Annotated in this window: 11 protein-coding genes and 1 tRNA gene; 2 read left to right on the top strand and 10 right to left on the bottom strand. The window is 63.8% G+C overall.

Annotated elements, in window-relative coordinates:
* Nucleotides 1-7 precede the first annotated feature (7 nt).
* The 6 genes from VGL01_RS02025 to VGL01_RS02050 form a co-directional block, all read right to left on the bottom strand.
* A tRNA-Ile gene (locus tag VGL01_RS02025) sits at nucleotides 8-83 on the bottom strand.
* Nucleotides 84-201: 118 nt separating this feature from the next.
* Nucleotides 202-2,634, bottom strand: a complete 2,433-nt coding sequence (rpoD, locus tag VGL01_RS02030) for an RNA polymerase sigma factor RpoD (protein WP_331566541.1) — start codon at nucleotides 2,632-2,634, stop codon at nucleotides 202-204.
* 116 nt (nucleotides 2,635-2,750) lie between these two features.
* Nucleotides 2,751-4,619: a DNA primase gene (gene dnaG / locus VGL01_RS02035; RefSeq protein ID WP_331566543.1), complete on the bottom strand. Its 1,869-nt coding sequence runs from the start codon at nucleotides 4,617-4,619 to the stop codon at nucleotides 2,751-2,753.
* 63 nt (nucleotides 4,620-4,682) lie between these two features.
* Nucleotides 4,683-5,129: a GatB/YqeY domain-containing protein gene (locus VGL01_RS02040; protein WP_331566545.1), complete on the bottom strand. Its 447-nt coding sequence runs from the start codon at nucleotides 5,127-5,129 to the stop codon at nucleotides 4,683-4,685.
* 150 nt (nucleotides 5,130-5,279) lie between these two features.
* Nucleotides 5,280-5,492: a 30S ribosomal protein S21 gene (rpsU, locus tag VGL01_RS02045; RefSeq protein ID WP_331566547.1), complete on the bottom strand. Its 213-nt coding sequence runs from the start codon at nucleotides 5,490-5,492 to the stop codon at nucleotides 5,280-5,282.
* A gap of 69 nt (nucleotides 5,493-5,561) precedes the next feature.
* A complete protein-coding gene (locus VGL01_RS02050; RefSeq protein WP_331566549.1) occupies nucleotides 5,562-6,779 on the bottom strand; it encodes an NAD(P)/FAD-dependent oxidoreductase in 1,218 nt (405 codons plus the stop codon).
* Nucleotides 6,780-6,921: 142 nt separating this feature from the next.
* Here VGL01_RS02050 and tsaD point away from each other — a divergent pair, with 142 nt between their 5' ends.
* Nucleotides 6,922-7,947: a tRNA (adenosine(37)-N6)-threonylcarbamoyltransferase complex transferase subunit TsaD gene (gene tsaD, locus VGL01_RS02055; RefSeq protein ID WP_331566599.1), complete on the top strand. Its 1,026-nt coding sequence runs from the start codon at nucleotides 6,922-6,924 to the stop codon at nucleotides 7,945-7,947.
* A gap of 19 nt (nucleotides 7,948-7,966) precedes the next feature.
* Here tsaD and folE2 read toward each other — a convergent pair whose 3' ends face one another.
* The 4 genes from folE2 to VGL01_RS02075 all read right to left on the bottom strand — a co-directional run bounded on the left by folE2 (nucleotide 7,967) and on the right by VGL01_RS02075 (nucleotide 12,077).
* Nucleotides 7,967-8,776 carry a GTP cyclohydrolase FolE2 gene (gene folE2 / locus VGL01_RS02060; RefSeq protein ID WP_331566551.1) on the bottom strand — a complete coding sequence of 270 codons (810 nt, stop codon included), beginning with the start codon at nucleotides 8,774-8,776 and terminating at the stop codon, nucleotides 7,967-7,969.
* Between the two features lie 138 nt (nucleotides 8,777-8,914).
* Nucleotides 8,915-10,810: a 1-deoxy-D-xylulose-5-phosphate synthase gene (gene dxs / locus VGL01_RS02065; protein ID WP_331566553.1), complete on the bottom strand. Its 1,896-nt coding sequence runs from the start codon at nucleotides 10,808-10,810 to the stop codon at nucleotides 8,915-8,917.
* An 86-nt stretch (nucleotides 10,811-10,896) separates the two neighbouring features.
* The gene (locus tag VGL01_RS02070) at nucleotides 10,897-11,781 is read right to left on the bottom strand and encodes a farnesyl diphosphate synthase (RefSeq protein WP_331566555.1); all 885 of its coding nucleotides are present in this window, start codon (nucleotides 11,779-11,781) and stop codon (nucleotides 10,897-10,899) included.
* A complete protein-coding gene (locus tag VGL01_RS02075) occupies nucleotides 11,778-12,077 on the bottom strand; it encodes an exodeoxyribonuclease VII small subunit (protein WP_173256686.1) in 300 nt (99 codons plus the stop codon). The genes VGL01_RS02070 and VGL01_RS02075 overlap by 4 nt, the downstream gene beginning before the upstream one ends.
* A 352-nt stretch (nucleotides 12,078-12,429) precedes the next feature.
* Here VGL01_RS02075 and VGL01_RS02080 point away from each other — a divergent pair, with 352 nt between their 5' ends.
* Nucleotides 12,430-13,560 carry an aromatic ring-hydroxylating dioxygenase subunit alpha gene (locus VGL01_RS02080; RefSeq protein ID WP_331566557.1) on the top strand — a complete coding sequence of 377 codons (1,131 nt, stop codon included), beginning with the start codon at nucleotides 12,430-12,432 and terminating at the stop codon, nucleotides 13,558-13,560.
* The last annotated feature ends 149 nt before the right edge of the window (nucleotides 13,561-13,709 follow it).

Consider the following 13,709-nt stretch of genomic DNA (forward strand, 5'->3'; position numbering starts at 1 on the left):
AAATGCTTGGTGGGCCCGGTTGGTTTCGAACCAACGACCAATCGATTATGAGTCGACTGCTCTAACCCCTGAGCTACGGGCCCAAGACAACGAACACGCCAGCCGCTGGAGGCGGCCTGTGTAAGTGCTAAAGCACTAACTCCGGCCGCAAAAAAAGACCCGGTGTTTTCACGCCGGGCCTGGCACTGAATGATACCTCGATCAGTTGCCTTCGAGGAAGGACTTGAGCTTATCCGAACGGCTCGGATGGCGCAGCTTGCGCAGCGCCTTGGCCTCGATCTGGCGAATCCGCTCGCGCGTCACGTCGAACTGCTTGCCAACTTCCTCGAGCGTGTGATCCGTGCTCATCTCGATTCCGAAACGCATCCGCAGCACCTTCGCTTCGCGCGGCGTCAACGAATCGAGCACATCCTTCACGACATCGCGCATGCTCGCGTGCAGCGCCGCATCGGCAGGCGCAACCGTATTCGTATCTTCGATGAAGTCACCCAGATGCGAATCGTCGTCGTCACCGATCGGCGTTTCCATTGAGATCGGCTCCTTCGCGATCTTCATGATCTTGCGGATCTTGTCCTCCGGCATCTCCATCTTCTCGGCAAGCGTCGCCGGATCGGGCTCGAGACCCGTCTCCTGCAGAATCTGCCGCGAAATACGGTTCATCTTGTTGATCGTCTCGATCATGTGAACCGGAATCCGGATCGTACGCGCCTGGTCCGCGATGGAACGCGTGATGGCCTGGCGAATCCACCACGTGGCATACGTCGAGAACTTGTAGCCACGGCGATATTCGAACTTGTCCACCGCCTTCATGAGACCGATGTTGCCTTCCTGAATCAGATCGAGGAACTGCAACCCGCGATTCGTGTACTTCTTCGCGATCGAAATCACGAGACGCAGGTTCGCCTCGGTCATCTCGCGCTTGGCCTGACGCGCCTTCAGTTCGCCGGCCGCCATTTGACGGTTCGTTTCCTTCAGATCCTTCAGCGGCAGCACCACACGCGCCTGCAAATCGATGAGCCGCTGCTGCTGCTCCCGAATGGCAGGGATGTTACGCGACAAAATCGCGCTGTACGGATGGCTCTCCTCGACGATCTTGTCGGCCCACTCGAGATTCGTCTCGTGGCTCGGAAAACGCGCGATGAACTCCGCGCGAGGCATGCCGCACTTGTCGACGACGATATGCAGGATCTGACGCTCGACCTGACGGACTTCATCCACCTGTGCGCGCAGCGTGTCGCAGAGCCGCTCAACCGTACGCGCCGTGAAGCGGATCGACATCAGCTCGTTCTGAATCGCCTCTTGCGCCTTCAGATACGACTTCGACTTGTAGCCTTCCTTCTCGAACGCGCGGCGCATCTTGTCGAACCACTCGCTGATGAGCGCGAACTTCTCGAGCGACGAACGCTTGAGCGCTTCGAGCTGCGCGGCATTGGCCGTCGCCTGAGCGGTGCCGTCGTCCTCTTCCTCTTCTTCCTCGTCTTCCTCTTCGACGTCCTCCGACTCGCTCTCGATCGTCTCGGCTTCCTGCGCCGAGAAACCGTCCGTGTCTTCGGCGTTCGGATCGATGAGACCATCGACGAGCTCGTCGATGCGGATCTCTTCGTTCGCCACACGCTCTGCCATCGCGAGGATGTCGGCGATCGTCGTCGGGCACGCCGAGATTGCCATCACCATGTGCTTGAGGCCATCCTCGATGCGCTTCGCGATTTCGATCTCGCCCTCGCGCGTGAGAAGCTCGACCGTCCCCATCTCGCGCATGTACATCCGCACCGGATCGGTCGTACGCCCGAATTCCGAATCGACGGTGGACAGCGCGACTTCCGCTTCCTCCTCGACTTCGTCATCGGACGCGACAGCCGGAGCGTTGTCGTTCAACAGCAGCGTCTCGGCATCGGGCGCCTGCTCGTAGACGGCAACACCCATGTCGTTGAACGTGCTGATGATGCCCTCGATCGCCTCGGTCTCCGTGAAGTTGTCCGGAAGGTGATCGTTGATTTCGGCATAGGTCAGAAAGCCGCGCTCCTTGCCGAGCTTGATCAGCGCGCGCAGCTTCGAGCGCCGCTCTTCGAGCTCCTCGGCAGTGCCCGGCTGGGTCGACGCGAATGCGTCCTTCAGGAGCGCTTTCTCCTTCGCGCGACGGTCGCGCGCCCTGGCCTTCTCAGCCTTGCCCGGGGCAGGTTGCTGCTCTTCGCCCTGAGTTGCGTCGTCATCGACGGGTACTTCGTTCAGCTTTTTCGTCATGGAGTTGGCCGTAGCGGCTTTAATCTCGACTCGCGGCTGTTGGACTTCAGCCGGTTGCACCGTGGATACCTGGGTCTCGCGCACTGCCAAATCGTCCGGCGTGGCAGCCGCACCCCTTACGCTTTTCGAACCCGCCCCCGCCCGTTTCGCGGCGGCAGCTCCCGTCTGCGCTTTGGCGGACGCTTTGGCCGCCTTGGTTACACCAGCCGCCGCGGCCGAAGTCCGCGCAGCCGTTCTGCTCGTGGGTTTTCCGGCTGCGGTGGCCCCGGCGGTCGCGGCCGCGGACGCCTTGCGCACCGGCTGCGCCGAGCCCTTGCCGGAGCCCGGGCTCTTGCCTTTGCCCGCTCCAGCCGTGCCCGCCACCGTCGTTTTCGCGCCTGTCGTCTTTGCCATCGCTTGTCTCGCCTCGCCTGTGCTTGAGCACCTCTGCCCGCTGTCGCCGAAAATTCCTGAAAAATCAAACCACTGAGAACCTTTTATTATAGCACGGGCATGCCAGCCCGCAGCCCTCAGGCACCGAGTCGGCGCTTCATATCCGCCCGCTGGCGGTCGAGCTCCGCATATTCCGCAATCTCGTCCGAAGTGAGCCGCGATTGTCGCGACAAGCGCTCAAGCCGTTGACAACAGGCGTCGTAGCGCATTTTCAGGATTGCCGCCTGGAGCTCTTCGGCCGCGATACGCTCGCGCTCCGTCTGTTGTTCGATAGCAGCGTCGTCTTCCGGGCTCTGCAGCAGCAAATCACGCACGTTTTCATCATAGTCCAGAATTTCGCGGAAAATTTCTTCGAAAGTTGCCGCGTTCGCACCCGTGCGCAACAGGTCGGACAACAGCCGGAATTCGGCCGCATCGCCCAGCGCGCGCGCATGCGTCGCCACTTCGGCGAACAGCTCCCCGTGCGCTTGCGCCGTGAGCGCCTCCTCGCTCGATTCGTCGAGAAGCAAGGCGATGCGCGGATACATGACGAGATTGCGCAACGCGCGCTCCTCGATATCCGTGACGCGCCGCCGGTCCTTGCGCGGCGGCGCCGGCCGCGCGGCCGCAACAATCCGCGAATCGACGTCGCAAAGCGCCGCGACCTCGTCGAAAGGCACGCCGAGCCGATCGGCGAACATATGCATGATCTGGGCGCGCAATGCATTCGGCGGCAGCGCCTGCAAGAGCGGCTTCGCATCGAACAGCGCCCGGGCGCGGCCCTCGGGCGTGTCGAGCTCCTTGCCGGCCAACACTTCGCTCAACATGAACTGCGACATCGGCGTGGCATGCTCGATCTGTTCGGCAAACGCTTCTTTGCCGAACTCGCGCACGAAGCTGTCGGGGTCGTGTTCCGGCGGCAGAAAAAGGAAGCGGATCGTCCGGTTGTCGGCCGCATGCGGCAGGCAGGCATCGAGTGCCCGGCGCGCGGCGCGACGCCCCGCGGCATCGCCATCGAAGCTGAAGATGACCGTATCGGTCTGCCTCAGCAGCTTTTGCACGTGCACCGGCGTGCAGGCCGTACCCAGTGTCGCGACGGCGTTCGGAAAGCCCAACTGCGCGAGCGCGACGACATCCATATACCCTTCCACCACCAGCACCGAACGCGCCTCGCGAATCGCCAGCCGCGCCTCGAAAAGACCGTAAAGCTCGCTGCCCTTGCTAAATAGTGGCGTTTCGGGGGAATTCAAATACTTCGGTTCGCCCGATTCGAGCACCCGGCCCCCAAAGCCGATCACCTGTCCCTTCACATTTCGGATCGGGAACATGATCCGCTCGCGAAAGCGGTCGTAGCGGCGCGGCTGCCCCTCGGCGTCGAGCTTTTCGCTGACGATCACGAGCCCCGCCTCCACCAGCGCATCGCTGCGGTAGTCGGCAAACGCGTCTTCGAGGTTCTGCCAGCCGTCCGGGGCATAGCCGAGACCGAACCGGGCCGCGACTTCGCCCGTCAAGCCGCGCATTTTCAAATAACGAATGGCCTCGGGCGCCCCGCGCAACGCCTTGCGGTAATAATCGCACGCCGTTTGCATGACGTCGGAGAGCGCCGCCGCGGTTTTGTGGTCCGCAAACGCCGGGCGCTCGCCGGGGGCGCCCGAGCCGCCGCGCATCGGCGATGGCTCCTGCGGGACGCTGAGCCCGACCGACTGAGCCAGGTCGTTGACCGCTTCGGGGAACGTCAATCCGGCATGTTCCATCAGGAACCCGATTGCCGTGCCGTGAGCGCCGCAACCGAAGCAATGATAGAACTGCTTGGTCGGGCTGACCGTAAACGACGGACTCTTCTCGTTATGAAAGGGGCAGAGTCCCATGAAGTTTGCCCCGCCCTTTTTCAACTGGACGTACTTGCCCACCACGTCGACGATGTCGACGCGGTTCAGCAGATCCTGCAGGAATGAATGCGGTATCACGTTGGGCGGCGAGAAGCCGGCGCGGCACGACACCCGGAGCCCGGGCGCCGGCCGGCGCCGGCCTTATTTGGCGAGCGCCGCCTTGACGAGCGCCGAGACGGCCGTCATGTCGGCCCGGCCCGCGAGCTTGCCCTTGAGCACACCCATCACCTTGCCCATGTCCTGCGGGCCGGTGGCGCCCACTTGCACGACGGCGGCCTGGACCTCGGCCGAAACCTCCGCTTCCGACAGTTGCGCCGGCATATAGGCCGCCAGCACCGCGAGCTCGGCGTTTTCCTGATCGACGAGATCGGTCCGGCCGGCCGCTTCGAATTGGCTGATCGAGTCCTTGCGCTGCTTGATCATTTTGTCGATGACGGCGGTGACCGCCGCATCGTCGAGCGTCGTGCGCTCGTCGACTTCCCGCTGTTTGATCGCGGCAAGCAGAAGGCGGATCGTCGCGAGCCGTCCGGTTTCGCGCGCGCGCATCGCCGCCTTCATGTCTTCATTGATCCGATCTTTCAAGCTCATTTTTCACCCGATGCATGGAAAATAGGGAAGCGCCGCACGTACCGCCTAGCGCAAAAACCCGCTTGGGATCCTTCCTCAAGCGGGTTATTCGGGCGCTTGTCCGCCGCCGCCCACGGGCAGCGGGAAGAAAGGCGCTGCGACGAAATTCGATCAGTACAGCTTCTTCGGCAGCATCTGGCTGCGCAGACGCTTGAAGTGGCGTTTCACCGCCGCGGCCTTCTTGCGCTTGCGTTCCGCCGTCGGTTTTTCGTAAAACTCGCGCGCGCGAAGTTCGGTCAAAAGGCCGGTCTTCTCGATGGTGCGCTTAAAGCGCCGCATCGCAACTTCGAAGGGCTCGTTTTCTTTAACGCGGATAATCGTCATGTTTCCAAAGCGGAAATATCACAAAGGTTCGGGAGTATAGCAGACGTTCTGCATAAATGCAGCGACGTGTCAAGCGCCACGGGCATTATCGGCTGCTGCCTCGCCCGCCGCGACCGCCGACGCCCACGCCCACTGAAAGTTGTACCCGCCGAGCCAGCCCGTCACGTCGACGGCTTCTCCGATGAAATAAAGGTCCCGCACCCGCTCGCTCATCATCGTCGACGAGGACAGTTCGCGCGTGTCCACGCCGCCGCGCGTCACTTCGGCCTTTCGGTAGCCCTCCGTCCCGCTCGGCACGAGGCTCCATTGCGCAAAGGCTTCGCCCAGTCGCCGCAGCGATTTGTCGGAGAGATCGGCGAGCCGCGCCTCGGGCGCCACGCCGTGAGTCGCGAGCCACGCATGCGCAAGCCGCCCGGGCATCCATTCCGCCAGCGCATTGCCGATCTGCCGCTTGCTGGCCGTCTTGGCCTCGAGCAGTTCCGCGGCAGGCTCGCGCCCTGGCAGCAGATCGATACGGATCGGCTCGCCCGGATTCCAATAGCTCGAGACCTGCAGCACGCCCGGCCCCGACAATCCCCGGTGCGTGAACAGAAGATCCTCGGCGAACCGACCCTGCCCCTTGCTCGCCCCCGCGGCAATCTCGACTTCGAGTGACACCCCCGACAAAGCGGCGAATGGCGCCCAAACATCCGACGAAAACGTGAGCGGCACGAGGGCGGGCCGCGTCTCGACGAGCTTGTGGCCGAACTGCTTCGCGAGCCGATAGGCGAAGTCCGTGGCGCCGATCTTCGGGATCGAAAGGCCGCCGGTCGCGATCACGAGTGCGCGCGCCCCGATCGAGCCCGCACTCGTCTGAAGCGTAAAGCCGCGCGCATCGGCATGCTGCACCGATTCGACCGTAACAGGCCGGCGCCACGCGACGGCACCGGCGTCGCATTCGGCTTTGAGCATGTCGATGACGGCTTCGCTCGAATGGTCGCAAAAGAGTTGCCCGCGGTGCTTTTCATGCCAGCTGATGCGGTGCGATTTCAGCAGCGCCAGAAAATCGCGCGGCGTATAGCGTGCGAGCGCCGAGCGGCAAAAATGGGGGTTCGCCGAGAGGTAATTCGCCGGCCCCGCGTGAAGGTTCGTGAAGTTGCAGCGGCCCCCACCGGAGATGCGGATCTTTTCGGCCAGCCGCGCGGCGTGATCGATGAGCACGACACGGCGCCCACGCTGTCCGGCGACGGCCGCGCACATCATGCCGGCCGCACCGGCGCCGATCACGGCAATATCATAGGATTCCATGGCGCGCATTTTAACCGCGCCAGGCCGGGTTTCCGGGGCGTCCTGTTATACTTTCGTGTTCCTCGTTCCCTCTGGCGCCGGCGCATTGCGCCACTTCGGTGCGCTTCATCGCACAGCCGGCCCGCAGCTCTCCTCTCGCATCATGCTCGTTCTCGGCATTGAAAGCTCCTGTGACGAAACAGGCCTCGCGCTCTATGACAGCGATCGCGGCCTGCTCGCTCACGCACTGCATTCGCAAATCGCCATGCACAGGGAGTACGGCGGCGTGGTGCCGGAGCTTGCGTCGCGGGACCATATCCGCCGCGCACTGCCGCTTCTGGAAGAGGTGCTCGCGCGTTCGGGCGCAAGAACCGCCGACATCGACGCGATCGCATTCACTCAAGGGCCGGGACTGGCGGGCGCGCTGCTCGTCGGCGCCGGCATCGCCAACGCGGTGGCCATGGCCTGGGACAAGCCGACGATCGGCATCCATCACCTCGAAGGGCACCTGCTGTCGCCGCTGCTCGTCGACGCGCCGCCACCGTTCCCGTTCGTCGCACTGCTCGTTTCAGGCGGGCACACGCAATTGATGCGCGTCACCGATGTCGGCCTATACGAAACGCTCGGCGAAACACTCGACGATGCAGCCGGCGAAGCGTTCGACAAGACGGCCAAGCTGCTCGGGCTCGGCTATCCGGGCGGCCCTGAAGTATCGCGGCTCGCGGAATATGGCCTGCCCGGTGCCGTGGTCCTGCCCCGCCCGATGCTCCATTCAGGCGATCTCGACTTCAGCTTCAGCGGTCTGAAAACCGCCGTGCTGACGCAGACGAAAAAGCTCGGCGCCAATGTCTGCGAGCAGGAAAAGGCCGACGTGGCACGCGGCTTCGTCGACGCGGCCGTCGAAGTGCTCGTCGCCAAATCGATTGCCGCGCTCAAGCGGACGGGTTTGAAGCGGCTCGTGGTGGCAGGCGGCGTCGGCGCGAATCGTCAACTGCGGGAAGCACTTTCCGAGGCCGCACGAAAGCGCGGCTACGAAGTGCACTACCCGGACCTCGCACTGTGCACCGACAACGGCGCCATGATCGCGCTCGCGGGCGCGTTGCGCCTCGCGCGCTGGCCGCAACAGGCGAGCCGCGATTACGCGTTCACCGTCAAGCCTCGTTGGGATTTGTCCTCGCTGCCGCGTTGAGTTGCGGCAGCGCGCATCATCAATTCGCGCGACGCTTGTCGTGCTCGATGATCGCGTAGGCGCTGTGATTGTGAATCGACTCGAAGTTCTCCGCTTCGAGCGTATAGGCAACGACACGCTCGTCGGCGTTCAACCGCCGGGCCACGTCGCGCACGAGGTCTTCCACGAACTTCGGGTTCTCGTAGGCCCGTTCGGTCACGAACTTTTCGTCGGGACGCTTGAGCAAACCCCAGAGCTCGCAAGAAGCCTCTTCCTCCGCAATGCGGATCAACGCTTCGGCCGACAACTCCCCGACGCACTCGGCCCGAACCGTCACATGCGAACGCTGGTTATGCGCGCCGTACTGCGAGATTTCCTTCGAGCAGGGGCAAAGACTCGTCACGGGCACGAGCACTTGCAAGAACGTACGGAGCGTACCCCCGCGCATCTCGCCGATCATCGTTACCTCGTAATCGAGCAGGCTCGATACGCCCGAAACGGGGGCTGTCTTGCTGACGAAATACGGAAAAGTCACTTCGATGCGGCCGGCCGGCGCCTCGAGCTTCGTCAGCATCGCCGAGAGCATCGTACCGAACGCGGAGGAATCGAGCGGCGTCTTGCTGTCCTCGAGCAGCGCGACGAAGCGCGACATATGTGTGCCCTTCTGCTCAGCCGGCAAATGGACATCGAGGTTCCATGTGCCCACCGTCGCCTGCACTTCGCCGTTCGACATGCGGACGGCAAGCGGATGCCGAACCCCCTTGACGCCGACTCGCTGGATCGGGATTTGCCGTGTATCGACCGAGCTCTGTACGTCGGGCATCACGAAGGCTGCATTCATGTCGTTCATCTTGTGTTTGTCCTGTCCTCTTGAGGCGGCGCCAGTCATGCCGCCCCTCGGCACAGCGCTGGTCATGCCAATAACGAAACATGGGCCGTCGAGGCCCATGTCTGTGTACGGGTGCAACGCGGGCTGACCCGCGCTGCATCAGGCGACGCGCTGCGCCAGCTTGGCGGCAGGTTCGAGGAACCTCGCGCGGATCGATTTCTCGATCCCCGCGCCATCGAGACCGCACTCCGACAACAGCTTCGCCGGATCGCCGTGATCGATGAATCCGTCGGGAAGGCCCAATTGTAGTACGGGACGAACAACCCCATTGGCAAGCAGGGATTCGACGCAGGCCGAGCCGGCACCGCCCATGACACAGCCTTCCTCCACGGTCACGAGCACATCATGCGTCTGCGCAAGCTCGACGAGCAGTTTGGCATCGATCGGCTTGACGAAGCGCATATTGGCGACGGTCGCATCGAGTGCCTCGGCCGCCGCGAGCGACGGCGCGACCATCGTGCCGAATGCGAGGATCGCGATGCGGCTGCCTTTGCCTGCCGTCGACTGGCGGCGAATCTCGCCGCGTCCAACGGGCAGCGCCGTCATCTGCTTGACCGTGGCCACGCCCGCACCCGCGCCGCGCGGATACCTCACGGCCGTCGGATTCGGCTGCTGCAGCGCCGTGTAGAGCATCTGCCGGCACTCGTTCTCGTCGGCGGGCGCCATCACCGTCATGTTCGGGATGCAGCGCAGGAATGCCAAGTCGTAAGCGCCCGCGTGCGTCGCGCCATCGGCACCGACGAGGCCGGCGCGGTCGATCGCGAACACCACCGGCAGGTTCTGCAACGCAACGTCGTGGATCAGTTGATCGTAGCCGCGCTGGAGGAACGTCGAATAAATGGCGACCACGGGCTTCATACCCTCGACAGCCATCCCCCCTGCAAACGTCACTGCATGCTGCTCGGCAATGCCGACATCGAAATAGCGGTCCGGAAAGCGCTTTTCGAACTCGACGAGACCGGAGCCCTCGCGCATCGCGGGCGTAATGCCGACTACGCGCGAATCGAGTTCCGCCGCGTCGCACAGCCACTCCCCGAAAACTTGCGTATAGGTCTTCTTGCTCGGCGCGGTGGACGGCTTGATGCCCTCGGCCGGATTGAACTTGCCCGGACCGTGGTAGAGCACCGGATCGGCTTCCGCGAGCTTGTAGCCCTGCCCTTTTTTCGTGACCACGTGCAGAAACTGCGGTCCGCGCAACTCGCGGATGTTTTGCAGCGTCGGGATCAGCGAATCGAGGTCGTGACCGTCGATCGGCCCGATGTAATTGAAGCCGAACTCCTCGAAAAGCGTGGCCGGCACGACCATGCCCTTCGCATGCTCCTCGAGCTTGCGTGCGAGCTCGAGCATCGGCGGCGCAACGCGCAGCACGCGCTCGACCCCGGCGCGCGCGGCCGCATAAAAGCGCCCGGACATCAGCCTCGCGAGATGCCGGTTCAACGCGCCAACGGGCGGCGAGATCGACATGTCGTTGTCGTTGAGGATAACGAGGAACGGGAGATCGTCGCACACGCCCGCGTTGTTCATGGCTTCGAACGCCATGCCGGCCGTCATCGCCCCATCGCCGATCACGGCGATCGAAAAGCGATCCTCGCCCTCGAGCTTGCTTCCGATCGCCATGCCGAGCGCGGCCGAAATGGACGTGCTCGAATGAGCCGTACCGAACGTGTCGTACTCGGACTCCACACGGCGCGGAAAGCCGGAGATGCCGCCGCGCTGGCGCAGCGTATGCATGCGGTCGCGGCGGCCGGTCAGGATTTTGTGCGGATAAGTCTGATGGCCGACGTCCCACACGATGCGGTCGTGCGGCGTGTCGAAGACGTAGTGGAGCGCGATCGTCAGCTCCACCGTGCCCAGGTTCGACGACAAGTGCCCGCCCGTCTGCGACACGCTGTCGAGCACGAACGCGCGCAACTCGTCGGCGAGCGGTTTCAGTTGACGACGGTCCAGGCGGCGCAAGTCCGCCGGGTCGTCGATGGTTTTCAGCAAGTCGTACATCGTCGTTCCATTGTAGGAAAACTTACGCGCCCGCATTTTTCTCTTGCGCACCCCGTAGCATTCGCGCGCGGCAGCGGGCTTCGCGTTCAACTCACCCGGTTTACCACCAGGTCGGCAAGTTCGGCGAGGCGCACGGCGCGCCCGCTGAAATGCGCAAGCGCTTCGTGCGCATCGCGACGCAACTGCGCCGCGAGCGCGCGCGAAGCGTCGAGCCCGATAATCGATACGTAGGTCGGCTTGCCGTCCTTGGCGTCCTTGCCGGCAGTCTTGCCCAGGGTCGCCGAATCCGTCGTCACGTCCAGAATATCGTCCACGACCTGGAACGCCAGACCCACGGCAGCCGCGTAGGCATCGAGCGCGCGCATCGCGTCCGCATCGGGCGCCGTGCCGGCGAGCGCGCCCATGCGCACCGACGCACGCAGCAACGCGCCCGTTTTCATCCGATGCATCGTTTCGAGCTGCGGCCGCGACAGCGTCACACCGACGCTGTCGAGATCGATGGCCTGGCCACCCGCCATGCCCACCGAGCCGCTGGCGAGCGCGAGTTCGCGCACGAGCGCGGCCTGCGTCGGCGCGTCGAGCGCCGAGGCGTCGGTCAATGCGACGAACGCCTGGGACTGCAGCGCATCGCCCACGAGCAGCGCGGTGGCCTCGTCGTACTGGACGTGCACGGTCGGTTTGCCGCGGCGCAGCGCATCGTCGTCCATGCAAGGCATGTCGTCATGGACGAGCGAATAGACGTGGATCATCTCGAGGGCCGCCGAGGCCGCCTCGAGAGCCGCGGGCCGCGCGAGCGTCAACTCCCCCGCCGCATGGGCCAGAAGCGGACGCACGCGCTTGCCGCCGCCGAGCGCCGCATAGCGCATCGCCTCATGCAGCCGCGCCGGCGCCACGTCGGGGCCCGGCAGATAACGTTCGAGTGCGGCCTCGACGCGCGCCAGGACCGCGCGCATCCATTCGTCAAAAGTCATAGATCGTCTCCGCCCTCGGCGGCAGGGTTGCCGGCTGGCAGCGGCTTGAGCGTCTCGCCGTCGAGTACGCGCACCTGCTGCTCCACCTTCTCCAGTTGTTGCTGACAGTACGCCACGAGCGCCGCGCCGCGCCGATAGGCGGCAAGCGATTCCTCGAGGCTCAACGTGCCACCCTCCATGCGCGCCACCAGTTGCTCCAATTCCGCGACCGCTGCTTCGTAGTTCCCGGGCAGCGGGGCGTCGCCATCGTGGCCGCCGACGGGCGCGGCGGGGTCCTGGGGTGCGGGTTTCGCCATCGAAAGAGGGTGAATTTAAAAACAAGTCGGACATTCTACGGCAAAAGCGCCAAGTCCGACCCATCGCCAGCCGTAGCACGATCGCCGTCCTCTTTTTTACCACGCGGACACCCATCGGCCACGGCCAATCCGCACCCTCGGCGAATGCCGCACGGGCGGTTGCCGGACCGACCCGATCGCGGCATATTTGGCGTGACGCGCGCCCTTTTGGCGGCAATCGACGCTGTTTTTTACGTAAATCATGGACTTATCTGCCCCTTGGGAAGGGGAACGGGTATAATCGCCGGCTCCCCAAATCGAATCTTCGATGGTTGGGTTGTTCACTACTTTCACGTCTTCATTGGGAGTGGGAATGTCCAATCTGAGCAATGCTTTGCAGCTCAAGGCCATTTCGTGCCAGCTGCCGGTCACGGCTTACTTTGACGAAGCGCTTTTTGCGCGCGAATTGGAAGTACTCTTCCGCAAGGGTCCCCGCTACGTCGGGCACGAGTTGATGGTGCCCGAAGCAGGGAATTATTTTGCGCTGCCGAGCGAGAGCGAAGGCCGCGTGCTCGTACGCAACCAGCGCTCGGAGATCGAGCTGCTGTCCAACGTATGCCGGCACCGCCAGGCCATCATGCTCAACGGCCGCGGTCAGACCGAAAACATCGTCTGCCCGCTGCACCGCTGGACGTACAACCTCGACGGCGAGCTGCTCGGTGCTCCGCATTTTGCGGACAACCCCTGCCTGAACCTCGGTGCGACCCCGCTCCGCAACTGGCATGGGCTCCTCTTCGAGGCCGAGGGCCGCGATGTCGCCAAAGATCTGGCGAATCTCGGCGCGCGCCGTCACTTCGACTTTTCGAACTATATGTTCGATCACGTCGAAGTGCACGAGTGCAACTACAACTGGAAGACGTTCATCGAGGTGTACCTCGAGGACTACCATGTCGCGCCGTTCCATCCCGGGCTCGGCAGCTTCGTCAACTGCGACGACCTGACCTGGGAATTCGGCAACTGGTACAGCGTGCAGACGGTCGGCGTCAATGCCGGGCTCGCGAAAGCGGGCAGCCCCGTCTATCGGAAGTGGCATGACCAGGTGCTGCGCGTGCGGGACGGGCGGGCGCCCGAGTACGGCGCGATCTGGATGGTCTACTACCCGGGCCTCATGATCGAGTGGTACCCGCACGTGCTCGTCGTCTCGTGGCTGATTCCGCACGGCCCGCGCAAGACCACGAACATCGTCGAGTTCTACTATCCCGAGGAGTTCGCACTCTTCGAACGCGAATTCGTCGAAGCCGAGCGCGCCGCCTATATGGAAACGGCGCGCGAGGACGATGAAATCGCCGAGCGCATGGATGCCGGACGCCTCGCGCTCATGCGGCGAGGCGAATCTCAGGTCGGACCATACCAAAGTCCGATGGAGGACGGCATGCAGCACTTCCACGAGTTCCTGCGCCGCGAGCTCGACCAGCACATCGTGCCGTCGTCGTCATTGCGCTGATCGCCGATGACGCCGCGCCGTCGCGCGTCGACGGTGCGGCGCATTGCGGCCGCGGTGCTTCCTGCCGCAATCCTTCCTGATGGCCGCCCAGTCGCTCTGGATGCTGGTCGCGAGCCTCTGCTTCGCGGTCATGGGCGTGTTCGTCAAGC

The sequence above is a fragment of the Trinickia sp. genome (assembly GCF_036503415.1).
Classification (GTDB): domain Bacteria; phylum Pseudomonadota; class Gammaproteobacteria; order Burkholderiales; family Burkholderiaceae; genus Trinickia.

Bases quoted from the DNA above. Each gene is read 5' to 3' on its own strand.
- VGL01_RS02070 (WP_331566555.1), bottom strand. From the start codon at position 11,781: ATGACTTTTGACGAATGGATGCGCGCGGTCCTGGCGCGCGTCGAGGCC.
- rpoD (WP_331566541.1), bottom strand. From the start codon at position 2,634: ATGGCAAAGACGACAGGCGCGAAAACGACGGTGGCGGGCACGGCTGGA.
- tsaD (WP_331566599.1), top strand. From the start codon at position 6,922: ATGCTCGTTCTCGGCATTGAAAGCTCCTGTGACGAAACAGGCCTCGCG.
- VGL01_RS02080 (WP_331566557.1), top strand. From the start codon at position 12,430: ATGTCCAATCTGAGCAATGCTTTGCAGCTCAAGGCCATTTCGTGCCAG.
- rpsU (WP_331566547.1), bottom strand. From the start codon at position 5,492: ATGACGATTATCCGCGTTAAAGAAAACGAGCCCTTCGAAGTTGCGATG.
- VGL01_RS02075 (WP_173256686.1), bottom strand. From the start codon at position 12,077: ATGGCGAAACCCGCACCCCAGGACCCCGCCGCGCCCGTCGGCGGCCAC.
- VGL01_RS02050 (WP_331566549.1), bottom strand. From the start codon at position 6,779: ATGGAATCCTATGATATTGCCGTGATCGGCGCCGGTGCGGCCGGCATG.
- folE2 (WP_331566551.1), bottom strand. From the start codon at position 8,776: ATGAACGACATGAATGCAGCCTTCGTGATGCCCGACGTACAGAGCTCG.
- dxs (WP_331566553.1), bottom strand. From the start codon at position 10,810: ATGTACGACTTGCTGAAAACCATCGACGACCCGGCGGACTTGCGCCGC.
- VGL01_RS02040 (WP_331566545.1), bottom strand. From the start codon at position 5,129: ATGAGCTTGAAAGATCGGATCAATGAAGACATGAAGGCGGCGATGCGC.